The sequence below is a fragment of the Pseudomonas sp. ADAK7 genome (genome assembly GCF_012935675.1).
GTDB lineage: Bacteria > Pseudomonadota > Gammaproteobacteria > Pseudomonadales > Pseudomonadaceae > Aquipseudomonas.
The window spans coordinates 3503666-3527111 of record NZ_CP052861.1 but is presented as its reverse complement, the minus strand read 5'-3'; the positions used below and the strand labels follow the sequence as shown (position 1 = coordinate 3527111).

19 protein-coding genes and 1 other RNA gene are annotated in these 23446 nt (G+C 58.8%); 4 read left to right on the top strand and 16 right to left on the bottom strand.

Features of this window, described 5'->3' with window-relative positions:
* Positions 1 to 53: 53 nt before the first annotated feature.
* From HKK53_RS16430 to HKK53_RS16360, 15 genes are all read right to left on the bottom strand, one after another.
* The gene (locus HKK53_RS16430) at positions 54 to 1706 is read right to left on the bottom strand and encodes an ATP-binding protein (RefSeq protein WP_169371684.1); all 1653 of its coding nucleotides are present in this window, start codon (positions 1704 to 1706) and stop codon (positions 54 to 56) included.
* Between the two features lies 1 nt (position 1707).
* A complete protein-coding gene (locus HKK53_RS16425; RefSeq protein ID WP_169371682.1) occupies positions 1708 to 2991 on the bottom strand; it encodes a restriction endonuclease subunit S in 1284 nt (427 codons plus the stop codon).
* Complete coding sequence (locus HKK53_RS16420; protein WP_169371681.1) at positions 2984 to 5479, bottom strand: type I restriction-modification system subunit M; 2496 nt, start codon at positions 5477 to 5479, stop codon at positions 2984 to 2986. The genes HKK53_RS16425 and HKK53_RS16420 overlap by 8 nt, the downstream gene beginning before the upstream one ends.
* A 112-nt stretch (positions 5480 to 5591) precedes the next feature.
* Complete coding sequence (locus tag HKK53_RS16415) at positions 5592 to 5933, bottom strand: hypothetical protein (RefSeq protein ID WP_169371680.1); 342 nt, start codon at positions 5931 to 5933, stop codon at positions 5592 to 5594.
* Positions 5930 to 6910 carry an integrase domain-containing protein gene (locus HKK53_RS16410; protein ID WP_169374254.1) on the bottom strand — a complete coding sequence of 327 codons (981 nt, stop codon included), beginning with the start codon at positions 6908 to 6910 and terminating at the stop codon, positions 5930 to 5932. Before HKK53_RS16410 ends, HKK53_RS16415 begins: the two co-directional genes overlap by 4 nt.
* Positions 6888 to 7247, bottom strand: coding sequence for a hypothetical protein (locus tag HKK53_RS16405; protein ID WP_169371679.1), 360 nt, complete (start codon positions 7245 to 7247; stop codon positions 6888 to 6890). Before HKK53_RS16405 ends, HKK53_RS16410 begins: the two co-directional genes overlap by 23 nt.
* Positions 7231 to 8598 (bottom strand): YfjI family protein, encoded by a 1368-nt coding sequence (locus tag HKK53_RS16400; protein WP_169371677.1) that lies wholly within the window; start codon positions 8596 to 8598, stop codon positions 7231 to 7233. Before HKK53_RS16400 ends, HKK53_RS16405 begins: the two co-directional genes overlap by 17 nt.
* 907 nt (positions 8599 to 9505) lie before the next feature.
* Positions 9506 to 10762: an integrase domain-containing protein gene (locus HKK53_RS16395; protein WP_169371676.1), complete on the bottom strand. Its 1257-nt coding sequence runs from the start codon at positions 10760 to 10762 to the stop codon at positions 9506 to 9508.
* Positions 10763 to 10947: 185 nt separating this feature from the next.
* Positions 10948 to 11345, bottom strand: a transfer-messenger RNA (tmRNA) gene (ssrA, locus tag HKK53_RS16390).
* Positions 11346 to 11440: 95 nt separating this feature from the next.
* Positions 11441 to 11719 carry a hypothetical protein gene (locus HKK53_RS16385; RefSeq protein WP_169371675.1) on the bottom strand — a complete coding sequence of 93 codons (279 nt, stop codon included), beginning with the start codon at positions 11717 to 11719 and terminating at the stop codon, positions 11441 to 11443.
* 210 nt (positions 11720 to 11929) lie between these two features.
* Positions 11930 to 14740, bottom strand: a complete 2811-nt coding sequence (locus HKK53_RS16380; protein WP_169371673.1) for an FAD-binding and (Fe-S)-binding domain-containing protein — start codon at positions 14738 to 14740, stop codon at positions 11930 to 11932.
* Positions 14737 to 15408 (bottom strand): LutC/YkgG family protein, encoded by a 672-nt coding sequence (locus tag HKK53_RS16375; protein WP_169371672.1) that lies wholly within the window; start codon positions 15406 to 15408, stop codon positions 14737 to 14739. The genes HKK53_RS16380 and HKK53_RS16375 overlap by 4 nt, the downstream gene beginning before the upstream one ends.
* Entirely contained in the window at positions 15408 to 16862 is a 1455-nt protein-coding gene (locus HKK53_RS16370; protein ID WP_169371671.1) for a LutB/LldF family L-lactate oxidation iron-sulfur protein, read from the bottom strand. The genes HKK53_RS16375 and HKK53_RS16370 overlap by 1 nt, the downstream gene beginning before the upstream one ends.
* Positions 16859 to 17683, bottom strand: coding sequence for a (Fe-S)-binding protein (locus HKK53_RS16365; protein WP_169371669.1), 825 nt, complete (start codon positions 17681 to 17683; stop codon positions 16859 to 16861). Before HKK53_RS16365 ends, HKK53_RS16370 begins: the two co-directional genes overlap by 4 nt.
* 151 nt (positions 17684 to 17834) lie before the next feature.
* The gene (locus HKK53_RS16360) at positions 17835 to 19529 is read right to left on the bottom strand and encodes a lactate permease LctP family transporter (RefSeq protein ID WP_169371668.1); all 1695 of its coding nucleotides are present in this window, start codon (positions 19527 to 19529) and stop codon (positions 17835 to 17837) included.
* A gap of 261 nt (positions 19530 to 19790) precedes the next feature.
* On the opposite strand from HKK53_RS16360, the gene HKK53_RS16355 reads away from it, so the two are divergent.
* Positions 19791 to 20558: an FCD domain-containing protein gene (locus HKK53_RS16355; protein ID WP_169371667.1), complete on the top strand. Its 768-nt coding sequence runs from the start codon at positions 19791 to 19793 to the stop codon at positions 20556 to 20558.
* A 108-nt stretch (positions 20559 to 20666) separates the two neighbouring features.
* Here the strand turns inward: HKK53_RS16355 and smpB are convergent, their stop codons facing one another.
* A complete protein-coding gene (gene smpB, locus HKK53_RS16350) occupies positions 20667 to 21149 on the bottom strand; it encodes an SsrA-binding protein SmpB (protein ID WP_008149046.1) in 483 nt (160 codons plus the stop codon).
* 118 nt (positions 21150 to 21267) lie between these two features.
* Between smpB and HKK53_RS16345 the strand changes: the two genes are divergently transcribed.
* From HKK53_RS16345 to HKK53_RS16335, 3 genes are read left to right on the top strand one after another with little or no spacing between them, the layout of a single operon-like run.
* Entirely contained in the window at positions 21268 to 22671 is a 1404-nt protein-coding gene (locus HKK53_RS16345) for a sodium-dependent transporter (protein WP_169371666.1), read from the top strand.
* Between the two features lie 7 nt (positions 22672 to 22678).
* Positions 22679 to 23113, top strand: a complete 435-nt coding sequence (locus tag HKK53_RS16340; protein ID WP_169371665.1) for a type II toxin-antitoxin system RatA family toxin — start codon at positions 22679 to 22681, stop codon at positions 23111 to 23113.
* Complete coding sequence (locus HKK53_RS16335; RefSeq protein WP_169371664.1) at positions 23106 to 23420, top strand: RnfH family protein; 315 nt, start codon at positions 23106 to 23108, stop codon at positions 23418 to 23420. The genes HKK53_RS16340 and HKK53_RS16335 overlap by 8 nt, the downstream gene beginning before the upstream one ends.
* The last annotated feature ends 26 nt before the right edge of the window (positions 23421 to 23446 follow it).

The window sequence follows — 23446 nt, the reverse complement described above, 5'->3', positions numbered from 1 at the left end:
GCGTGTATGGGCTCATACAGGCTCATAGCGGCTCATAGCGGCTCATAGAATTTTTAGCCGAGCTTATAGACCGACCAGCGTCGTTCACCTTGCTGTATCAGTGTGCCCTTGTCTTTCATGCGCTTGAGCAGTTTTGCCGCTTGATCAGGCGAGAGCCGACAAAGATCCATTACTTCAGCGCGCTGAATCTGCCCATGCTGCTGCACGTAGTTCAACACCATCTGCTCATGTTGAATGGGTGTGAAGCCTGCCTGGCGGGTATAACCGGCCTTGTCGCCCACGGCCTGGTACAGACTGGCTGACAGAGTGTAGCTGCGCCCTCGGGTAGAACCGTGGGCCTCGACCAAGCCGGCTTCGGTCAGGGCTTCCAGGGTGCGTTTGGCACTGGCGGTGTCGCGCTGGATCTGTACGGCCAGTTCGTCGGCCGTGACGCGCTTGGTCTCACGCAGGGCGGCCAGGGCGATCAGGCTGTCGATGGGCAGCTCGGCGTTGGTGGCGCGCTCGTGCTCGACTACTAGGCGGCGGAAGTCAAGGTCGGCCTCTGCGGTGGGTAAGCGCAGCACCACGCTCTGCGCGGTGGTGTAACTGTAGTCCGGGGCCGGCCGGCCGAATTTGAGCATGCCGCGGAAAATCTTGTCCACGCCTCGGCCGGAGCGTTCGACTACGCCGACGCGCTTCATGGCGTCGGCCAGGGCCGGGTTGCGCGGGCGCGGTTCGGTCACCAGCAGGTTGGCCAGGGTCACGCCATCGACTAAGCCACCGGGGTTGCTGACCACCAGGGCATCGTCTTCAAGACGCACATGCACCGCGCCCCGGCCGTGGTAGTCACGGTGGACCAGGGCATTGGCCACGGCTTCTCGGAAGGCGCCGAGGTCCACCTTGGGCACCGGCACGCGGAACAGGCCGACCTGCAGTTCTTCCTCGGGGTTGTAGGGACGGAAGTTGGTTTCCAGCCAGTCCAGTGCCTTGAGCAATGGGAAGCGGCGAAACTCATTGAAGCGCACTGCCTGCTGGGCCAGCACCTGGAAAGCGAACTCGTGGGTGGGCACCAGTTGGCGCAGGGAGGTTTCCCGGCCGATCAGTAGCAGGCCGGTAAGGGTCGGCACGCGTATACCGTCCGGCTGGCGCGCAGTGAGCAGCAGTGCGCCGTCCAGGGCTTCGTCGTCCAGTTCCAGCAGCACGCGGTCGCCGCCGTATTGCTGCACCGCCTGGCGCAGGCGCTCACGCTCCAATGGGTCGAGGTCGGCCAAGGTGGCACCGGCCACCGGCTGGGCGGAGACATCGAGCAGGCCAAAGCTGCTTGCGCGGCTGCTGCGCTCATGGGGCAGCATGGCTATGCATTCGGGCGTGCCGTCGTGCTTCAAGCGGCGGCGTAGATAGACGCCGCTGGTGGTGGCCACTTCGCTCTGGGCTTTGGGCACATGGATGTGCGCTACGGTCACGCCATCCAGGTCGATCGCCTCGGCCTGTACGTTCAGCGAAGGCGAGGTGCGCGCTGCGACCATGCCAGACAATCCCTCTAGCAGGCGGTGCTCGGCATGCAGGCCGGTAGGCGTGCCGTCGTCCTCGACGCCCAGCCATAGCTCGCCGCCCTCTGCATTGGCCAGGCAGACAAGTGCCTCAATTAGCTCGCGGTCGGGAAGCTTGCTGCGATCGCTTTTGAACTCGACGGTGAGGGATTCGCGAGGTGGCAGGCGCTGTGGCATATCAGGCTTCCGTTTGTGCAGCAGCTTGCTGCATAGATTCCAGTAGCGGGGTGACACGGACGCGGCCGGATAGCAGGTCGTCCATAAGACCTACTTTGACCGCCCGTAGTACCTCTAGTCCCTGCAGCTCGCTTTGCAGTTGAGCATTAAGTGTCTTTGTGCGACAGAGGATAACTTTCTGCTCGTTAGTTTTCGGAATTGCGACTTTCAAGCTCGTCACGATAGAAGAGCTGATTTTTACCATGCTCTCAGACGTCCCAGATGCGGCTGCTTGGACTTGTCGACGCACTTTGCTTGACTGCAAGACCAACTCTAGGAACTCGGCAGTGGTCTCCTCGGAAGGCAGCAGTCGCATCATCAAGTCCGGATAAGTGCAAGGCGTACCCACATCGCGATATACCCCCACGAGACCAACCAATTGCCTTGTGTTGGCTCGGCTGACGAGAAGGTCTCCCTCGTTCAACCGCGCCCTATCTAACCCTTTATCTGCAGCAGGCGCAGGTTTGAGCTGGGTGGGTAAAAATCCTTCCTTAGTGAGGCAACCCAATCCGAGCATCTGAATTCCTGTCCACTCTCCTGCCTCCTTTGGGGAGTAACCGTTCTTGGGCTTTCCAATCAGCCAGCGCCCAAGTATGTCCCAGTTCCACTCTCTAGGAATCCATCCCAACGGCGATTCCTTGTAGAGCTCTGGAGCTTGGCTCTGTGGCGGGCGCAGTTGGCCGTTGGAGTCGATGCCACGGGTTAGTAGGTCCTGCAGTAGGCCCTGTGTAACGGCCTTGAGCTTGTCGATCAGCGCCTCGGTTTCGCGGATTGCGGTGTCGAGGGTATTGAGGATTTGGGCAATACGCTCCTGAGTGGGAAAGTCAAAAGGCGGCTCCTCTATCGCATAGATATCCTTCGTCGACAGATGCCGGACTGTCGTTTGCGGGGTTCTACGATGGATTTCCGCGATTTTTGGCTTCAGGTACCAATACAAAAAGCTTTGATGAATTTCTTTGCTAGTCGATGATATTTTGCATACACGCTGGTTGAGCAGTGCATCTTCACCTGCCCATCGATGCACCTCAAAATCGCCATCCATGCCCACCAACAGGTCGCCTTTGGATACGCGATATGCAGGGTCATACATGCCTCGGAATCGAACCTCAGTGGAGCTGCCACCAAGGTCACGAATCCGAATCAGCGGCAAACCAACAAGCTGATTGAAGCCGCTAGACGGAAAGGCAAAGCCAGATAAGACCTCAATCTTTTCTTTGAGTAATGGAGCCTTACCGAGCTCAGACATACCCCAACTCCTTCAAGAACACCTGTAACGCCCCTGCCGCCATATCGCGCTTGTGCTCGATCTCGTTTAGCGTCACCCAGTACTTGTCCCACCAGTTCTCGAAGGCGGCGACGATTTGCTTGCGCTGTGAGGTGATGTAGCGCTCGACGATGGCCTGCATATCGTCATGCAGGATGGTTAGCAGCAGTTCGGCGGCCTGTGGCTCGCTCAACACTTCAACGGCTTGATCCAGTTGCCTGGCGAAGTTTACGTGTTGGGTTTTGAGCTGCTTCTTTACCTTTGTTAGGTCGGCCTTCCAGAGTTTGATCTGGGCTTCGTCGGTGGGATTTCCCTCGTCATCGGCATCCGACTCGCTGTCAGCCTCGTCCGAACCCTCCTCCATGGTTGGGGCGACGGCCTTGAGCTTGCTGTCTAGTTCGGTCTTTTTTGCTTCCAGTTCGGCCAACTCGGCAACGAAATCACCGAGCAGAAACTTCACCAACTTGTGCTCCAGTGGGCTTTGCTTACTAGCCTTGTCTTCAAGGGCGGTGCTGATGCTGGTGCGCCAAGCATCGATCACGCCTAGGCTGCCGCGCGCCATCAGGCCGAGAAAGTCATATTTGCTCTGGTACCAGAAGCCCGCGACGATGCCCCGGACTTGGAAAGGGTCGAGCAGGCCGACGCCTTCCAGCGTCTGGCTAAAGCTGGCCAGCAGTTCGCCGCGCAATTCAACCAGCGCGGCGCTGTTCTCCTGCTTCCCTGCCAATGCGGTGATACGCGGGCTGTGTTCGTGCCACCAGCGCTCGAATGCCTTACGGAGGGCGGCTTCCTTGCCCTGCAGGCGTGCATTGCTTTCAATGGCCGGCTTGAGGTCGGTGCGGCGGGTCAGCTTGTTGTGAAAATCGAAATACTGTGCGTCGCGCGCCACGAAGAGGTCTTGTGGGTCGAGGCCGTGGGCGGCAAAAAGCTGAGCTTTCGCTTCGACTTCGGCCTTGGGCACTCCGCCCAGCAGGTGAGCACGCACATCATGCGACTCGGGCAGCGGTGCGTTATCCACATAGCGGCGGATATTGAGGTTGTAGTCGTTGTCGCGCAGTGCTGTGATATTAACCACGTCGCTGAGACCGTCGATCCGGCGAAATTCGTCGAAGGCGGTAGTGATCTTTTCGATGTGCTCGGGCAGCAGGTAGTTCTGTGCACGGCCCTCGAAGTACTCGCGGTCGGCGTTGATAAACAGCACCTTGCCCTGGCGCTCGGCAGGCTTGGCGCTGACACGGTTGGCGCCTTCCTGCTTTTGTTGGCGCAGGATAAGGATGCAGGCGGGAATACCGGTGCCATAGAACAGGTTGGCCGGCAGGCCGATCACGGCTTCGAGCAGGTCGTTCTCGATAATGCTAGCGCGGATGCTGCGTTCCTCACCGCTCCGGAAAAGCACACCATGAGGCAGTACGGTGGCAATCATGCCCTCGTCGCGGGTCACGGCGAGCATGTGCTGCAGGAACATCAGGTCGGCCTTTTTCGATCCCAGCGGCACCTCGCCGAAGCAGAAGCGTTGTTCGCGGAATGTCGGGTTCCAGGCCAGGCTGCCATCCGGGCTTTTCTCGGTATGGCCCCAGTTGATGGAGAATGGCGGATTGGTGAGTATGCGGTCGAAGCGACGTAGTTCGCCGCCCTCGATATGCCGAGGGTCAGCCAGGGTATCTTCGTTCTCCAGCCAAGCGTTGCTAATGCCGTGCAACAGCATATTCATCTGCGCGATGGACCAGACGGTGCCGTTGAATTCCTGGCCAAACAGGTTGGCCTTTCGGCCGTCCTCGCCGTGCTCGTCGATATATTCCTTGGCAGCAATCAACATGCCGCCGGAGCCGCAGCAGGGGTCGTACACATCGTGTGCCAGAGTCGGCTTGAGCAAGTGCACCATTAGCCGCACTACCGAGCGCGGAGTATAGAACTCGCCACCTTTCTTGCCGGCTGAGTCAGCGAATTCCGCGATCAGGTACTCGTAGGCTGCACCGAGCAGGTCGGGGAATTCGAAATCGCTGTTACGCAGGCGCACTTCACCGAAGTGGGTGATGAGTTGGCGCAGCTTCTGATCGGGAATCTTGCTCTGGCCGACCTTGCGAGTGAAGTCAATGTGCTCCAGCACCCCCTCCAGGGATACGTTATTTTCCTCAATGCCGCTCAGCGCCTTGTTAAGCAAGTTGCCGACATTGATGTGCGCTTCGTTGAGCAAATAGTGGAAGCGTGAATGGCTGGGCACCCAAAAATTGCCATCGCGCTTGTACCAGCGCGGATTTTCCGCCGTGACAAAGGCCTCGGCCTTGCTCTTGCCGGCGTTTATTTCATCGGCAACGACCTGCTCATAGCGCTCCTCGAATACGTCGGAGCAGCGCTTGAGGAACAGCATGCCAAAAATGTATTCCTTAAACTCCGAGGCATCCATCTTTCCGCGCAGAATATCGGCAGCCTTGAACAGATGACGTTCCAGTTGTTGCAGCGTGAGGGGCATTGCGGAATCTCTAGTGGGCACTCAGGGAGCGGAGGCCGATCCTGATGGTAATAAATGCCGGGGATTGTATCCCAATCCACGCTCGGCACTGAGCAGTCTCGGTTGCAGGGGGTCAGAGAAATACCAATCTCTCCCTCACGTCATCCCGCCAATAAGCGGTGTTGCGACACACGGCAGTGGCGATCAGCAAGTCTTGGTCCTTCCCTAATCGCTTCCAGACCAATGAAACCGTGAGTAGGTAGTAATACCGGGTGGCGTCGGAATGGTCTTTCAGATACTGGGTGAGAAACCAGCGCACATGCTTGAGTTGCCAAGTCCAAGGATTATCACGTTGCCAGCGCTCTTGAATGGCCGCTTGCATGACTCGAGCTTGCCGTAGGTGACGTTGCTTCGTGACCTTCGATCCAGTCAGTACGCCGCTCAGGAACAGCGCCATATCGAAGGGTTTGGTCACGCTCGACCTCCAATATAGGCCGAAACGACATCGATCCGGTTATGCCCGAGCTCAAGGCTGATTTGTTGGCGCGCCTGTTGATCAAGGTCGCGATCAATGCGATAGCAATGGCCACCATTCACCGGTGCGGCGTGGCCCGTGAGCTGTTCGTAACGCTCGCAGGCGTAGGCCGCGCGCAGTTCATGAAAACCCTTCAGCCCGTGTTCATGCAGCGTTTCGCGGGCGGGGAGCACGGTCCGTTGCAAGAACGCGGCGTAGCTTTCGTCTCGGGCCAGCAAGTTGCGGCTGCCGGTCAGCGACGCCTGACGAGCCAACTGCAGCGCTGCCTTCACCTCCTCGTTAGTAGCGATCCATCGTGGTGCTAAAGCCCCTGAACGACCGCCTTTGGTGCCGTCCTGAATGTTGATGCGACCGAGTCGTTCGGCTTCACGTTGCAAGCGTGGCAGGTCAGCCAGGATCGCTTCGCGCAGGCGCATGCCGGTTGTTCGGGCCAACAGAACAATCGCGGCCACCCGCTCGTGTTGCTGTTCGCCAAGCGTCTCCAGTACTCGCCGAATCTGTTGGTGGTCTTGGCCATCCGGCGCGCGGGTGCGTACGCTCGAGCGCTGCTGTCCCAACGCCTGGCTCGGGCTGGCGATCCTCACGTCTTGATCACCGCGCAGCGCAGCGAGGGTGCGGTTGACGCTGCTCAGGCGGTTCTGCGCGGTCGCGATGGCGAGTTCACCTTGCTGGATCTGCTGGCGCAGGTACGCGGCGTAGTCTTGCAGCGTCTGTCGATCGATTTGACGCGCATCGTTGTAACTGGGTCCGTCCTCTGACCGACACCAACGCACGAACGCTTGCCAGCGATCGCTATGTGCTTTGACCGTGGCGAAGTGGCCGTTGGCAAACAGATCCTTGAGCGCCTTTGGGCCGGCGTAGCTCAGTTGGCGGCCGTAGCCAAAGTTGCGACCATCACGCCGACCGACCAGAGCCATCGTCATCACCGTTTTCGTTTGTTTGCAGAAAGAGCAGCAGGGCTTTCCAGTGGGGGCTGATCTTTTCCATCTGTTGCCAATGTGTGGGGCGAATCAGCAGGGCATTTTTCTGGTGCTGCAGCAGTGCCCCGTCTTCACGCAGTTGTTGGATCAACAGGTTGATGTCGCCGGAACCTAAGGCGGGCGTGGCGACAGCGGCGACACTGGCGACAACTCGCGTTGTTGCTGGCCTAGCGTATGGCGACAGCGCGGCGACAGGCGTGGCGACACACCGCAACGCAGGTCCTGTCTGGTGCTGCGCCTGATAACGGCGCACCGCGTCATTGAGGCGGAACATGGCGCACCTTGAAGGTCTTTCCGTCATGAGAGTCCAGCCAGCTATGTGAGATCAATTCGACCAGCAGCGTAATGGTGTGATGGCTGCTTTTGCGGGCAAAACGGGGGCCATTGCGGTTGAGGTCGCGGACGGTAAATTGGGTCCAGCCTTTTTGCGTCAACCAGCGCAGCAGTCGATCCGATTCCTCGCGTAACGTGTTGACGGGCTCTTGCTCCGTCAGGCGCTGGATCTCGGCGAGGTAGTAATCCATCAGCGTCGAGGCGCGCTGGATATGGGGTTCGTCCACTGCATGCGCGTCTTCAATCACCGCCAATACCCCGGCGATACGCAGTACGTTGGCGGCTGCTTTCCCCGCGATAGATTGAATGCCGGCCAGCTCGCCAAACTCACCAGATTGGCATTCGATGGTGTCGTGAATATCGATCCAGGCAGTGCGAGCGCTGGGTGTCAGTTCCAGCCTGGCAGGGTTAAGTGAACCATCCTTGTGCAGCGACATCGGCTTATTCAACAGAGCGGTAATGCGCGCTTTATAGCGCTGGATCCTGGCATCTCGCATCAGGTCGACGGCCTTGTACAAGCGCCGCCCCACCAGGCGTTCGGGCCAACTGATCAGACAGCGGCCAAGAATGCCTTGGCCGTTGATCATTCGATCTGTGAGTAGCTGGTTGGCCAGGTAAGGTTGCAGCATCAGATGCAGACTGAGACGGCGATCATAAGCTCGCAGGCTTTCGCCAGGCATGGAGCGCGCCCGGTCGATGGGGCTGCCATCCCAGAGCGCTGACAGGGTGGTGATGGCCTTGAGTTGGTTCTCTTTACTCATGGTGCTGCTGCCCAGAAACTGGCCGCCCTCATCGTTGAATAACCCCATGCTGGGCAAGCCCTGGCATAGGTTTTTGATCAGGGCTTCAATCGTGGGTTCGGCGATGATCAACCTGGGTGGGACGGGTTCGGATAACTCACGAGCTTCGTGCTTTCCTCGAATGGCGGCGCGATTGGCTTTCAGTTGCTCCAAATACAGCATCCACTGCCGCCGCTCCCACTCACGCGCAGCCGCCAGCGCCAGATGATCCACTGCGCTTTTCCGATCACCCGACGATGCCACCGTCAGCATGTAGAGGGACAACGGATAAACACGGCCATCGAGATGCACATTGGCGTGCGACTGGGTCACCAGGGCGGCAGTGGCCAACACCGATTGCGCAGCCATGGCGCAGGGCACGCCGATCACCTCGGCCATGCGTTCGACGGCTGGCCCCAATATCTGTCCCAACGCTTCGATCGGATACGCCAGCGGCTCGGGCCGGTATTCCAGCAGCGGCTGTGGCAGGTCGAACGCTTCGCACAATTGCATCGTCATTCTCCTGGTGCTTCGAAATTTTCCCTCATTCTTCCCGCCATGTTTGCTGAGTGTTATCAGGGATCAAGGCCCCTGCAGCCTGTGAGGGTTGTCCACTAACGCGGGACGGGCGGCTCTTTACGACCGGGAGCTTGGGCATCTCATGATCTGGCCTCCTGAGCACTTCGACTGAAGTGGGCGGGTGGAGGCTGCGTTGGCTGACGAGACCAGCGCCGCGAGATCCTGAGTCTGTTGCAGGCAGTGATGCGATGACCGGGGCGTGCCTGACTGTCAGTCAGGTGCAGTCCATTCCGTGGGCTGCGGCACCATCATCTGTATCGCTGCTGCGGGTGACATCTGGGTTTGTCATGCCGATTGTCACAGGGACAAATGCGGCAATGTGTTGCCTGGTAAGGGCTGCGGCAGTGGTTTCGGCGCCCGTCTCTTTCCTGGAGAAAGAGACGGGCTTGGGCTGCCGCATGTGCACTGTGGATAAGTTGGCTTCGATCACGTTGGGCGTGACTGCGCGCCTAATTGGAAGCGAGCGCGCATGGGCTGGGACCACCACGGTGTGGCGTAGCCTTAAAGGTCCCTGGCTACCGGGCAATGCTGTCGATGACAGCACTTTACGGCTCTGGTGTAACGCGTCCTCGGAGGGTGGTCAACTGGGTGTGCGGTGGGGTTTTTAGGCGTTGGACGTGTGTGGAAGAAGGTGGCTTGGAATGGACAATGGGCCGTTCGTCGGTTTTTAAAGTGAGCCCCTGAGGACGGGAAGGCGAAGCCTTCCTGCCCTCAGGGGCTGGGCATTAAAAGCTTGTGGGCGCTGCAGATGGTGGCGACTGTCGCCACGTTGTCGCCATACGAAGGACCGCTAAATACGTGGGTTGTCGCCAGTGTCGGCGCTGTCGCCAGCAGGAACTGATTAACGAAACGGGATGACGTTCCCGTTTTTGTTTTCATGAATGGCCGTCACCGACAAATTGCCGGTGGCGGCTTTTTGAATGTACTCGCTCCACCAAATCATCATCGGACGCCGGCGCTCAATGTAGTCCGCTCGGTTGTACGCGCTTCGGACTTCGTCTTTGTCGACATGGGCGAGTGCGACTTCAATCAACTCCGGGTCCCATCCATGTTCGTTGAGGATGGTGCTGGCCATTGATCGCAGGCCGTGGCTGACCAGCCGATCCTGGAAGCCCATACGCTTTAATGCCATGTTTGCGGTCTGGCTGTTTGCGTGGGTACGCGGATTTCGGTCGGCCGGAAATACGTGTTCCCGGTGGCCGCTGTAGGGCTTGAGTGTCTCTAGCAGCGCGAGCGTCTGGTCGCTTAGGGGGATGGGGTGCACACGGCGTTTTTTCATGCGCTCCTTTGGGATGGTCCAGATGCGTTTCTTGAAATCTATTTCTGCCCAGGTCGTCCCGGCAGCCTCGGCAGGGCGGGTCATAGTGTGCAGTTGCCATTCGATCAGGCAGCGGGTGATGCGTTTGATGCTGGCGTTGGCAATCGCCAGCATAAGGTCGGGTAGTTCTTCGGGAGGAAGTGCCGGCATATTTTCTTTTTGCGGCTTTTTGAAGGCTGCCCGAATGCCGCTGAGCGGGTTCGCGAAGATCAGTCCGCAGTTGACGCCGTAGGCCATGATTTCGTTGAGACGTTGGGAAAGTCGCTTGACCGTCTCCAGGCTGCCTTTGGCCTCGATCGGGCGTAGGAGCTTGATGATCATGGGGGCGGTGATGTCTGCGAGGGGTGTGGCTTTGAGGCTGGGGAAAACATGCAGCGTGAGTGAGCGCCAGATGTCTTCGGCGTAGGCCGTTGTGACGGAGTGTTTTTTCAACTCGAACCAAGCGGTGGCCACCTTCTCGAATGTGTGCTCGGTTTTTGCCAGCTTGGCCTGCCTTAGCTCATCGCGGTGAGCTTTGGGGTCGATGCCTTGCGCCAGCAGTTCGCGTGCCTCAGCAGCTTTCTTTCTGGCATTCGCCAACGAGAGGGCTGGGTAAGGGCCGAGCGCCATGTTGAGGCGGCTTTTGGTTACCGGCTCGCGGTAGTTGAAGTTCCAGATCATCGAGCCACTGGCTCTGACCCTGAGTTGAAGGCCGTCGCCGTCAGTGAGAACGAAGTCTTTTCCTGTTGCCTTGACTGCCTTGAGTTGGCGGTCTGATAGGCGGGCTGCATTAGTAGGCATGAGAGCTACCTCTGACACCGTTTTGGTATCCCAAAAATAGCACCAGTGGCTCGGGATACCAATTGGGATACCAAAACGCCTGGAACTCAAAAAGCTTGTGTGGAAGCCAATAGCCCTGAAATCCCCGTATTTACTGAATTCCAGCCACAAAAAAAGACGTCCGTGGACGTCTTTAGATGATGAAGTGGTGGAGCCGGGGGGATTTGAACCCCCGTCCGCCAGTACTCCGCTGTCGGTACTACATGCGTAGCCGTTTCTATTAAGTTAACCCTCAGCGACCCGAAGGGCAGGGTGCTTTGGGCGAGTTGTGTAAGTTTTAGCCGCTTCGTCCACAACGTACTGCACGGCGATTCTGTTCTATATGACAATCACTTTGGGTTTACAGACATCCCCTGGTGATTGCTGGACCCGAAGGTACCAGAAGCTCAGGATCTAAAGCTGCTTACGCAGCGAGAGAGAATTCCTGGCCGTAGGTTTCGTCATTGGCAACTATAAGAAGTTGCAACAGTGGATTTACGAGTTCTGTTACCAACTCGGCATGCACCTAAAGTTTCGCGACCGGCGTCGAATCCTAAACGGCCCCGTGCCTGTTGCTCGGTGAATCAAAGTGAGCGACAGGCATGCGCAGTGTACGCCAACGCAGCTCAGAAGGCCAACCCGAAGGTTGACCTCGACAGATTATGGGTTCGGTTCGTTGGACAGTTTGTCGGCGCGCGACAGCGCCTGCGTGGCCTCGGTGACACATTTCTTGTCATCGCCGGCAGCTTGAGATGCCTGGGCACTGGCAAGCAATCTGTTGAGTTCCATCTTGGTGTTTTCGGACGTTGCCGGCAGTGAGGTCACTTTGTCTTTGAGCTCTTGTACCTTGGTGGTACACAGGTTGTTGTCCGCAGCGAATACGGGAGAGGCCAACATTGCAGCGGAAATGAACAGACCAGCGAGTGCGGTACGTTTCATGGGTATCTCCTGAACGTTTGGTCTCGATGCTGGGGCTCAATGGCCGGCACGTCGAGTCAGTGATAAGCCTTGTTCTACCGGGCTTATACAAATGACTACGACGGAGTACAGGAATTCGTTTTTTTTCAAAGAAGCTATGAAAAACCCGACGGATACGCGAATAGGCACTAAAAAGGGGCGCAATTGCCCCTTCTGCTTAGTGAAAATGCTTCACGCCGACTTGGCCTGGGTGACACGATCCACCAGATAGACCAGCCCGTGGTAGTCAATGCCGCCGTGTTGCGTCAGCCCAATCTCACACGTCCGGCTGGTGGAAATCCCCTCGCTGCAATGTTGCACCGCGTCCTTGAGCGAGCGCAGCGAATGCGCGTTCAGCTCCGGTGTGGTGAAGCCCTTGTCACCGGCAAATCCACAACAGTGAATGCCTTCCGGAATCACCACGTTGGTGCTGCATTTTCGCGCCAGATCGATCAACGCCTGGCTCTCGCCCAAATGCTGAGTGCTACAGGTAACGTGTACCGCGATGGGCGCATCCTGCGGTGTGAAATCCAGTCGATCCATCAAATGCGTGCGGATAAAGCGCACAGGGTCGTACAGGTCCAGGCGCACTTCGCCGAGGTCCTGAACCAGGCGCAAGGTGCAGGGGCTGGTGTCGCAGTAGATCGGATCGAGCCCGCCACGGCTGGCGTGCAGCAGCGCGCCGATCAGTTCCTGGCGTTTGTGCTCGGCCTGTTCCGCGTAGCCTTTGGAGGCGAACGGCTGGCCGCAGCAGAGGTTGTCCTGGTTGTCGGGAAAGACCACTTGGTAACCAGCTTTTTCCAGCAGCCCACGGGTTTTGTCGTACAGCGACATTTGCTCTTTATCCCCCGCCGCCGGGCCCATTGCCCGCGAGACGCAGGCCGCCAGGTACACCACCCGCGGGCGTTCGTCCGACACGGTCGGGCTGAAGCGAATGGCTTTTTCCGGCTGCGGCATGGCGTTGGTCCATTGTGGGACCTGGCCTTTGGACAACCGCGTCAATGTCGCCGACAGCTTGGCCAAACGTGGCGCTCCCAACAGCATCCGCGCGCCATTGGCTATGTGCAGGGTGAAGCGCGCACCTTGCAGTGCCGTGGCGAAATTTCCTTCCAGCCAATTAGCGGTTTTCGTGTGCGTCGCCTTACGGCTGCGAAGCTTTTTCACCAGGTCGCCGGTGTTGATTCCTACAGGGCAACGTTGCGCACACAGCCCGGTCGCGGCGCAGGTATCGATGCCTTGGTATTCATAAGCGGCTTCGAGTTCAGCGGTGTCGACACCGGCTCGTTTCTTCGCCTGAATGTCCCGCCAGATAACGATGCGCTGGCGCGGGCTCAGGGTCAGTCCTTTCGATGGACAGACCGGTTCGCAAAACCCGCACTCGATGCACTTATCCACAATCTCGTCGGCAGCGGGCAGCGGCTTCAGGTGTTTGAGGTGAATCTGCGGGTCGTCGCTGAGCACCACGTCGGGGTTGAGAATGCCGTTCGGGTCGAGCAGGCGTTTGAGCTGCCACATCAATTGATAGGCATCGCTGCCCCATTCCAGTTCGACGAAGGGCGCCATGTTGCGCCCGGTGCCGTGCTCAGCTTTCAGCGAGCCGCCGAATTCCACCGCCACCAGTTGCGCCACGTCGTCCATGAACGCCTGATAGCGTGCGACTTCTTCCGGGTTGTTGAAGCCTTGTGTGAAGACGAAGTGCAGATTGCCTTCCAGGGCGTGTCCGAAAAGGATCGCTTCGTCGTAGTGATGTTTGTCGAACAACTCGATCAAACGATTCACGCCGATGGCCAGTTGTTCCACTGGGAAGGTCACGTCTTCGATGATGACCGTGGTCCCGGTTTTGCGCACCGCGCCGACGGCAGGGAAGGTGTCTTTGCGGATCGCCCAGAGCCGGGCGTTTTCCAGCGGGTCTTCGGTGAAGTCGACTTGTTTTTCTACCGGGAACGAAGCCACGGACGCCATGATCTGCGCCAGTTGTTCGCGTAACAAAGTGGAGGAGGCGGCGCGAGATTCGATCAGCAAGGCGCAGGCATTGTTCGACAGTTGCTGTACGAAAGCCGGCATGCCGGGTTTGTCTTGCACCGAGCGCAAGCTGCGGCGGTCCAGCAGTTCCACAGCCGACACCGGTTGGCTTTTCAGCACGGTGACGGCGTTGCAGCAGGTTTCCACGTCCGGGAAGACGATCAGCGCCGAGGCTTTGTTCGGGTGGTCGATCACCGTGTCATAAGTCACCGCGCTGATGAAGCCGAGGGTGCCTTCGGAGCCCACCAGCAGGTGGCTCAAGATATCCACAGGCTCGTCGAAATCCACCAGGGCGTTGAGCGACAGGCCGGTGGTATTTTTCAGACGGTATTTGTGGCGAATTCTTGCAGCCAATTCGGAATTGGCGCGGGTCTCGCGGCCCAACGTTGCCAAGCGCTCCAGCAGATCGCCATGGCTCTGGCGAAACGCCGCGACACTGGCGGCATCTTCGGTATCGAGACGGCTGCCATCGGCCAGCACTAGACGGATGCCAGCCAGGGTGTGATAAGTATTTTGCGCCGTGCCGCAGCACATGCCACTGGCATTGTTGGCGACGATGCCGCCGATTTTGCAGGCATTGATCGAGGCCGGGTCCGGGCCGATCTTGCGCCCGAACGGCGCCAACCACGCGTTGGCCTGGGCGCCGATCACGCCGGGTTGCAGGCGGATTTGCGTACCTTGGCCCCGGATTTCGCGACCGTTCCAGTTATCCCCCAGCACGATCAATACCGAATCGCTGATGGCCTGTCCGGACAGGCTGGTGCCGGCCGCACGAAAGGTCACCGGGACCTGATCCCGTTGCGCCAGTTTCAGCAGGGCAACCACTTCGTCTTCGGATTCGACGCGGATCACCAGTTGCGGAATGAGCCGATAGAAACTGGCGTCGGTGCCGAAGGCCAGGGTCGACAGCGGATCGTCGAAACGTCGGTCGTGAGGAATCAGTTGCTGCGCATCACGCAGGAAATCCGCCGGTAGCGTCATTGGTCCTCCAGAATCAGAACAACCAGGTCTTTCGGACCGTGGGCGCCGTACGCCAGGACTTGTTCGATGTCGGCGGTCTTCGACGGGCCGGACACCAGCAAGGCATTGGTCGGCATGCCTTGGGCCCACTCGAACTCTTGTTGTACCTGGTAGAAGTTGTCACGAATTTCACTGGCCTTGAGCAGGGCGAAATGCACCGGCGGCACCAGGCTCATCAAGCGCGGTTCTTCCCGCGTCGGCCACAGAATAAGACTACCGGTCGCGGCGATTGCGCCGAGTGTAGTCGTGAGACTGGCCGGGGTGTCGTTAAACAGCTCGGCTTTCCAGTCTTCTACCGGGCGGTTGTAGGATTTGAGCACTGGCAGGTCGGGATTGTTCGACCAGTGCTGTGTGACACGTTGACCATGCGCTGTCGTCGGTGCGATCAACAGGCTCGGCAACTGACGATCTCGCAGCAATTGCGCCAACAACTCAGGCCAGCCTTCGGACGAGGTCAGATGGATTTCGGTGTGCACCGCTTCCATCAGTTTGCGCAGTTGCGGGATACGTTGTTCGGCTGTGTAGGTGTAAGGGGCGGTCACCAGTTCGACATCGAACTCGTCAGGCACCGGTGTCGTGCCGGTCAGACTGTTCCGTAATTTGCCGAGAATATTCTGCTTGGCGCTCATCAACGATCTCCCTGTTTGGCCAGGTGCTCGCGGGCCAGGTCATGCAGCGAGCGGGCAGCGGGTTTTGGTGCGCTGTGGTTTTGCGTCCAGGGGCCGACGTTGCTCGGCGCAAGGGCGCGCAGGCGCGTGGCGAAGAAGCCGAACAGGCGATACAGCGTTGGTGAACTGTTGAGCCGCGCCCAGGCATTCCAGATAAAGCGTTCCTTGCGCGAATACTTGCTGCCCTGGCCGCGCATGACTTGATGCGGGCTGTCCGGGGCCTTAACGTTCTCTTCCCGCAGGCGTCGCAGCAATGCCGGGATCGGAATTTTTACCGGGCAGACTTCACCGCAGGCACCGCACAACGACGACGCACTCGGATGATCCGGGACTTTCGCCAGGCCGACCATGTGCGGCGTGATGATTTTTCCGATAGGCCCAGGGTAAACCTCCCCATAGGCGTGGCCGCCGATTCGGGTGTAGACCGGGCAATGATTCATACAGGCGCCGCAGCGGATGCAGTTCAGGGTCTGGCGCAATTCGCTGTCGGCGAAGGCCTGGCTGCGACCGTTGTCGAGCAGTACCAGGTGCACTTCTTGTGGGCCGTCGAGTTCATGCTCCTTGCGCGGGCCGGAGATCATGTTGACGTAGGTGGTGATGGGTTGGCCGAGGGCCGAGCGGGTCAGCAGCGACAGCAGCGGTACCACGTCACGCAAGTTTTCAACGACTTTTTCGATGCCGGTGACGGCGATGTGTACTGGCGGCACAGTAGTCGTCATGCGCCCGTTGCCTTCGTTTTCCACCAGCAGCAGGGTGCCGGTTTCGGCCACGGCGAAGTTGACGCCGGAGACGCCGATGTCCGCTTCGAAGAATTTCTGTCGCAAGACTTTGCGACCGATCTGAATGAGTTGGTCAACGTCCTTGGTGTATTCCACGCCAAGTTTGTCGTGGAACAAGGACGCGACCTGACCGGCGTTCTTGTGGATCGCCGGCATAATGATGTGTGAAGGCTTCTCGTGGTCGAGCTGGACGATGTACTCGCCCATGTCCGATTCCAGGCATTCAATGCCTTGATCAGCGAGGAAATGATTCATCTCCATTTCTTCGCTGACCATCGATTTGCCCTTGATCACTTGCCGCCCCTCGTGAGCGCGGATGATCGATAAGACGATGCCATTGGCCTCGTCCACCGTTTCCGCCCAGTGCACTGTCACACCGTTGCGGGTCAGGTTCTGTTCAAGTTGCTCGAGCAGGTCGGGCAGCTTGGATAACGCACGGGCGCGGACAGCATTGCCCAGCACTCGCAAATGTTCTCTTTCGTGGGCATCGCTGAAGGACGCTGCCCGTTTTGTCATCAGTGAATCCATCGCGCTGCGAAAGTTATTTCGCAGTTGCGTGTCAGCCAAAGCCTCGTGAGCCCTGGTTCTGAAATCCTCTTCCACGGCAACCGTAGGAATAATCGCGGAAGCGTTCATCGAACACCCCCGGTGCGCAGCCAAAGGAAGCTGGCCAGATGTTGGCCGCGCAACGCTTCCTTCTGTTTCTCCAGCGAGCCGTTGATGTTCATCAAGCAGCCGCAATCGGCACTGAGTACCTGATGCGCGCCGGATTCCTTCAACGACCGGGTCTTATCAGCCACCATCGCGCCGGAAATGTCTGGCATACGGACGCTGAAAGTCCCACCAAAGCCACAGCATTCACTTTCGTGGCTGTGTTCGACCCGTTCCACGTTGCCTAGCTGCGCCAACAACTCGCGGCCATGCAGGTGGGTGTTCATCTCGCGGCGTGCCGAACACGAGGTGTGCAGCGCCACTTTCACCGGTGTGCCGCTGTCCTTGAGCTGCACCTTGCAGACAAACAGCAGGAACTCCGCCAGTTCATAAGTTCGAGCCGCCAGGGCCTGAACCTGTTTCAACGTCTCCGGCTCGTCCTTGAACAAGTCGGCGTAGTGTTCGCGCAACATGCCGGCGCAAGAGCCCGACGGCACCACCACCGGATAATCCCCGGCAAACAGCGCCAGTTGCGAGCGCGCCACGGTCCGGGCCTGTTCGGTGTACCCCGAGGTGTAGGCCGGTTGCCCGCAGCAACTTTGCCCTTGCGGGTATTCGACACGAATGCCTTCGCGTTCCAGCAGGTGAATCGCGTCCATCCCGGCTTCGGGGTAGAACAAATCCACCACGCAGGTCCCGAACAGATAGACCCGTGACGGTTTTTCGCTGGGGTATTGCCGAGGTTCGGGCAGTGGCGGGGCGACGCGGGTGGCGTTCGGCACGGCGTTGTAAAAAAGCTCGCTCATCAGGCGTGTCTCCGGGTGGGCCCGGTTATCCGTCCGTTGAGGCTGCTGAATATAGAGAGAGAAGCTTTCAGTAGCCTTACAGACCGGGTTGTGAATAGCTGACGCCGGAATCGTGGTCCGGCGTCGGTTTTTTCGGTGCTGCTTGTAGTCCTTAGTGCACCAGCATGCCGGTCAACCAATAGGCCTGGACGTAGGTGATCAGGCCCACGATTGTTGCGAAGAACAGGCTGTGCTTGAGGGTGAAGCGGAACAGATCCGATTCCTTGCCCACCAGCCCGGTTGCGGCGCAGGCCACGGCGATCGATTGCGGCGAGATCATTTTGCCGGTCACGCCGCCGCTGGTATTTGCCGCGACCAGCAACACGTCGCTGACGCCGATCTGGTGCGCGGTAGTCGCTTGCAACGAGCTGAACAACGCGTTGGACGAGGTATCGGAACCGGTCAGGAACACGCCCAGCCAGCCGAGGAACGGCGAGAAGAACGGGAATGCCGCGCCGGTCGCTGCCAATACCAACGCCATGGTCGAGGACATGCCCGAGTAGTTGGTGACGAAGGCAAACGCCAGCACCATGCCGATGGACAGAATCGGCCAGCGCAGTTCGTAGAAGGTCTCTTTCAAAGTGGTAAGACCAATTTTGAAATTGATCTTCAGCACCAGCATCGAGATCAGTGCCGAGAAGAAAATCGCTGTGCCGGTCGCGGAAATCGGATCGAGTTTGAATACCGCTGGAATGGCGGTCGGAACGGTCACGATCGGCGCGACCTTGATCACCATTTGGTCCAGGTGGGGGATGGCGAAGTTGAACACCCAGCTGTACATCGAACCGCCCGCGGCAAACATGGCCTTGAACGGTTTCAGGGTCCAGATGGTGACCAACACGGTGAGGATCAGGAACGGCGACCAGGCCTTGATAATTTCCAGCAGGCTGTAGGGCGAAGCCACGGTGGTGCGTTTCTGGCCGAAACCACCGACGCTGGCGGTCACCACGGAGGCCGACACGGCACCGGCGATGTGTTGGCCGGCGGCGCGTTTTGGCTGCCAGACTTTCAGGAACAGGGTCAGGGAAACCAGGCTGGCCAGCGCCGAGGTGATGTCCGGCAGTTCCGGGCCGATGAAGTTCGACGTGAAATATTGGGTGATGGCAAAGCTCAAGCCGGCCACCAATGCGGCTGGCCAGGTTTCCCGAACGCCGCGCAGGCCGTCCATCATGAACACCAGCCAGAACGGCACGAACAGCGACAGCAGCGGCAGTTGGCGGCCGGTCATGGCGCCGATCTTGAACGCGTCGATACCAGTGACTTGCCCGGCGACGATGATCGGAATCCCCAGGGCACCGAACGCGACAGGCGCGGTGTTGGCAATCAGGCACAGGCCGGCGGCGTAAAGCGGGTTGAAACCCAGTCCTACAAGCAGTGCGGCGGTAATCGCTACCGGCGCGCCGAAACCGGCGGCACCTTCAAGGAACGCGCCGAAGCAGAAACCGATCAGCAACACCTGCAGACGTTGGTCGTCGGTAATCGACAGTACCGAGCTGCGGATCACTTCGAACTGACCACTCTTGACCGTCAGTTTGTAGAGGAACACCGCCGCCACAATGATCCAGGCAATCGGCCACAGGCCGTAGGCAAAGCCATACCCGGCAGCGGCGAAGGCCATATCAACCGGCATCTGGAAGGCGAAGATCGCCACGGCAATCGACAAAGCCAGGGTAATGCTGCCGGCCACGTGGCCTTTGAGGCGGAACACGGCCAAGGCCAGGAAGAAAAATACGATGGGGATGGCGGCCGCGAGTGCGGATACGCCGAGACTGCCGAGCGGGCTGTAGAGCTGTTGCCAGGTTTGCATATGGGGTGGCCCCTAATTGTTGTTGGTCAGGCACTGTCAGCGTTCTTGGTTAATTGGTAATACCAATTTACAATCGCTGTTGGCTAGGGTAAAAGCCTTGTATGGGGTGTGTCAATTTGCCGCCCTAAAACTTTTGTCGAATAAGCGGTGCAGAGCGCATCTGATCTGTTCGTTCAAGCGCCGTCTGGTAGGTGTCGCCGCAGCGCGGATAGGCCAGAATAGAGGGCCCGGCGAGCTGCCGGGATCGTGGAGAATTGAGTTATGGGGTTTGATCAGATTCGTCAGCGCCGTTTGTCTGACGATATTGTCGAGCGGCTCGAAGGGATGATTCTCGAGGGCACGCTGAAGTCCGGCGAGCGCTTGCCGGCGGAACGCACCTTGGCCGAGCAGTTCGGCGTATCACGCCCTTCGCTGCGCGAAGCGATTCAGAAGCTGGCGGCCAAGGGCTTGCTGGTCAGTCGCCAGGGCGGCGGCAATTATGTGGTGGATTCCCTCGGCTCGACGTTCAGCGACCCGCTGCTGCATCTGCTGGAAAGTAACCCTGAGGCCCAGCGCGATCTGCTGGAGTTTCGTCATACGCTGGAAGCGTCCTGTGCTTATTACGCGGCGTTGCGCGCCACCGATGTGGATCGCGAACGGCTGACGGCGGCGTTCGACGAATTACAGGATTGCTACACCCGTCACGATGAAGTGAGCCGGGTGGAAGAGGGCGCGGCGGATGCAAAATTCCACCTGGCCATCGCCGAAGCCAGTCACAACGCGGTGTTGCTGCACACCATTCGCGGCTTGTTCGATTTGCTCAAGCGCAACGTGGTGACCAACATTGGCGGCATGTATAAACAGCGCACCGAGACGCGGGACATGCTGATCAGTCAGCACCGCGAGTTGTACCTGGCGATTATCGAAGGGCGGGCGGAGCAAGCGCGGGAAGTCTCCAGCCGACACATTTTGTATGTGCAGGAAGTGCTGGAAGAAGTGCGTCAGGAAGTGCAGCGCATGGCTCGGGCGGAGCGGCGCAAGGGGATGTAGTCATGATCGTTCCCACGCTCTGCGTGGGAGTGCCGTCACAAAGCGGACGCAGAGCGTCCATTGCTGCATTCCCACGCAGAGCGTGGGAACGATCATCAGGCCGAAAGACTAATCTTCCTTGCCCTTGTTCCGCACAGCGCGCTGCAACTCGCGACCGGCGTCGCGTTCGCGCTCGGTATCACGCTTGTCGTATTCCTTCTTGCCCTTGCCCAGAGCGATCTCGCACTTGACCATGTGCTTGCTCCAGTACCAGGACAGGCATACGCAGGCGTAACCTTTTTGCTGCACGGCGGTGGCGAGCTTTTCCAGTTCGCGCCGGTTGAGCAGCAATTTACGGGTGCGGGTCGGATCGGCGATGACGTGCGTGCTGGCGGTCATCAGCGGCGTGATGTGGCTGCCGAGCAGCCAGGCTTCGCCATCCTTGAGCAGGACATAACTGTCAACCAGTTGCAGCTTGCTTGCCCGCAGACTTTTTACTTCCCAGCCGGCCAGGACCAGACCAGCCTCGAACTTATGCTCGATGAAGTAATCGTGTCGCGCCTTTTTATTTTGCGCGATGGTCCCTGTTGGGTGTTTCTTCTGTTTAGCCATAGGGGCGGCATTATAGGGAGTTGCACGCAAGTCGGCTACGGTATCGCTACGTGCTTGAGCAGGTTGATTGAATCCCGGACAATGCGGCCTCTTTTTTGAACGCTTGGGCGTGATAACGATGTCGACAGACAAGGTTTCTGTCCACGGCAGTTGGGCTAGCCGCTGGGTCTTCATACTCGCCGCGACCGGTTCGGCCGTGGGCCTGGGTAGTATCTGGAAATTCCCGTACATGGTCGGCGTCTATGGCGGCGGTGCCTTCGTGCTCATGTTTCTGGCCTGCATCGCCCTGATCGGTGTGCCGGTCATGCTGGCTGAAACCCTGATCGGGCGCCGTGCGCGCCAGAGCCCGGCCAACGCCTTGAAGGTGTTGGCAGTGGAGGCGGGGCATTCCGGGAAATGGTCCTGGGGCGCGTTCGCCGGGATGATCACGGCGTTGCTGATCCTGTCTTTCTATAGCGTCGTTGGCGGCTGGTCGCTGGATTACATCATCGACATGGGCCGTGGCGACTTCCAGGGTGTGACGGCGGATCAGGTCGGTGCTTATTTCGGCAATGTGATCGCCGATCCATGGCGCCTGACACTTTGGCACACGATTTTTATGCTGTTGTCTGCCGTGGTGATCGCCAAAGGCGTAGTCGCCGGGCTTGAGCGCAGCCTGCGCATCATGATGCCGCTGCTGTTCGTGATGGTGATTGTGCTGCTGGGTTACAGCATGACCACCGGCCACTTCATGGAAGGCGTGCATTTCATGTTCGACTTCCACCCGGAAAAAGTCCTCGATGGTCTGCTGCCGGCAATGGGGCACGCGTTCTTTTCGCTGAGCGTGGGTGTCGGTTCGATCATGATCTACGGCGCCTATATGCCGAAGAACTCGTCGATTTCCGGCACCGTGGTCGGCGTGGCGCTGCTCGATACCTTCGTTTCGCTGGTCGCTGGTCTGGCATTGTTTCCGATTGTGTTCGCCGCGGGTCTTAACCCGAGTGAAGGCCCTGGCCTGATGTTTGTCAGCCTGCCATTTGCCTTTGGTAACGTAGCGTTCGGCCAGTTGATGGGCGTAGTGTTCTTCGTGCTGGTGGCGGTTGCCGCCTGGAGTTCTGCGATTTCATTGCTCGAACCAATGGTGGCTTACCTGGTTGAACGCACCAAAATCAGCCGTGCCTGGGTGACTTTCTGGCTGGCTTTTATCTGCTGGTTCGTCGGTCTGGGCACGGTGTTTTCCTTCAATATCTGGAAGGAAGCCAAGTTTTTCGTGAACGAAGGCGGGATGTTTCATCTCTATCAATGGGGTGCGGCCGGCGGCCTGGACTTCTTTGGTGTGATCGATTTCTTCACCTCGCGAATCATGTTGCCACTCGGCGGTTTGTGTTTCGTGGTGTTTGCAGGCTGGATCATGGGGCGTGAAGCGGTGCGCGATGAGTTGTCGATCCACAGCCCGATGCTGTTCAGCCTGTCCCTGTTCTTGATGCGCTATGTGGCGCCCATCGGCATTCTCGTAGTGTTTGCCGCCCAGCTGTGGAAGTGACGCTGACATGACGACACATATTCAACGCTCGGCCCTGTTGCCGTACCCGGCACAAGCCCTCTATGACCTGGTCAATGATGTGGCGCGTTATCCGGAGTTCCTGCCGTGGTGTTCGGCGGCGGAAGTACTGGAAAGCTCCCCTGAGCACATGCGCGCCAGCGTCGGCGTGGCCAAGGGTGGCTTGAGCCAGCATTTCGTGACGCGCAACACTTTGGTGCCCGGACATTCGATCGAGATGAACCTCGAGGAAGGTCCGTTCACCCAGTTGCATGGCGTCTGGGTGTTCAAGCCGTTGGGCGAGAAGGCCTGCAAGATCAGCCTGGACCTGTCGTTCGACTATGCCGGGCCAATCGTGCGCGCGACGCTGGGGCCGTTGTTCAATCAGGCCGCCAATACGCTGGTGGACGCATTCTGTCAGCGCGCCAAGCAGATGCATGGTTGAGTCGGTGATTGAGGTTGAGGTGGTGTATGCCGCCGTTGATCGTCAGGTGCTGCTGACTGTGGCAGTGCCTGCAGGGTCGACGGTTCGGGATGCTTTGCTCAAATCGGGGGTAGATATCGAGTTTGCTGAGTTGGATCTGGCCAGTTGTCCGGTGGGGATCTTCGGCAAGGTGATTGCTGACCCGTCCACTCATACGGTGCGGGCGGGGGATCGTATCGAGATCTACCGGCCATTATTGGCTGATCCGAAAGAGGTCCGCCGCTTGCGCGCCGCCAAGGCTGCCGAGGCGAAAGCGCGAAATCAGTGATTCGATAATCGCCAGATAATAAAAAA

What these genes read in the sequence shown, in the direction of transcription:
- HKK53_RS16430 (WP_169371684.1), bottom strand. Translation starts at nt 1,706, where the DNA reads ATGCCACAGCGCCTGCCACCTCGCGAATCCCTCACCGTCGAGTTCAAA.
- HKK53_RS16425 (WP_169371682.1), bottom strand. Translation starts at nt 2,991, where the DNA reads ATGTCTGAGCTCGGTAAGGCTCCATTACTCAAAGAAAAGATTGAGGTC.
- HKK53_RS16420 (WP_169371681.1), bottom strand. Translation starts at nt 5,479, where the DNA reads ATGCCCCTCACGCTGCAACAACTGGAACGTCATCTGTTCAAGGCTGCC.
- HKK53_RS16410 (WP_169374254.1), bottom strand. Translation starts at nt 6,910, where the DNA reads ATGGCTCTGGTCGGTCGGCGTGATGGTCGCAACTTTGGCTACGGCCGC.
- HKK53_RS16405 (WP_169371679.1), bottom strand. Translation starts at nt 7,247, where the DNA reads ATGTTCCGCCTCAATGACGCGGTGCGCCGTTATCAGGCGCAGCACCAG.
- HKK53_RS16400 (WP_169371677.1), bottom strand. Translation starts at nt 8,598, where the DNA reads ATGCAATTGTGCGAAGCGTTCGACCTGCCACAGCCGCTGCTGGAATAC.
- HKK53_RS16395 (WP_169371676.1), bottom strand. Translation starts at nt 10,762, where the DNA reads ATGCCTACTAATGCAGCCCGCCTATCAGACCGCCAACTCAAGGCAGTC.
- HKK53_RS16385 (WP_169371675.1), bottom strand. Translation starts at nt 11,719, where the DNA reads ATGAAACGTACCGCACTCGCTGGTCTGTTCATTTCCGCTGCAATGTTG.
- HKK53_RS16380 (WP_169371673.1), bottom strand. Translation starts at nt 14,740, where the DNA reads ATGACGCTACCGGCGGATTTCCTGCGTGATGCGCAGCAACTGATTCCT.
- HKK53_RS16375 (WP_169371672.1), bottom strand. Translation starts at nt 15,408, where the DNA reads ATGAGCGCCAAGCAGAATATTCTCGGCAAATTACGGAACAGTCTGACC.
- HKK53_RS16370 (WP_169371671.1), bottom strand. Translation starts at nt 16,862, where the DNA reads ATGAACGCTTCCGCGATTATTCCTACGGTTGCCGTGGAAGAGGATTTC.
- HKK53_RS16365 (WP_169371669.1), bottom strand. Translation starts at nt 17,683, where the DNA reads ATGAGCGAGCTTTTTTACAACGCCGTGCCGAACGCCACCCGCGTCGCC.
- HKK53_RS16360 (WP_169371668.1), bottom strand. Translation starts at nt 19,529, where the DNA reads ATGCAAACCTGGCAACAGCTCTACAGCCCGCTCGGCAGTCTCGGCGTA.
- HKK53_RS16355 (WP_169371667.1), top strand. Translation starts at nt 19,791, where the DNA reads ATGGGGTTTGATCAGATTCGTCAGCGCCGTTTGTCTGACGATATTGTC.
- smpB (WP_008149046.1), bottom strand. Translation starts at nt 21,149, where the DNA reads ATGGCTAAACAGAAGAAACACCCAACAGGGACCATCGCGCAAAATAAA.
- HKK53_RS16345 (WP_169371666.1), top strand. Translation starts at nt 21,268, where the DNA reads ATGTCGACAGACAAGGTTTCTGTCCACGGCAGTTGGGCTAGCCGCTGG.
- HKK53_RS16340 (WP_169371665.1), top strand. Translation starts at nt 22,679, where the DNA reads ATGACGACACATATTCAACGCTCGGCCCTGTTGCCGTACCCGGCACAA.
- HKK53_RS16335 (WP_169371664.1), top strand. Translation starts at nt 23,106, where the DNA reads ATGGTTGAGTCGGTGATTGAGGTTGAGGTGGTGTATGCCGCCGTTGAT.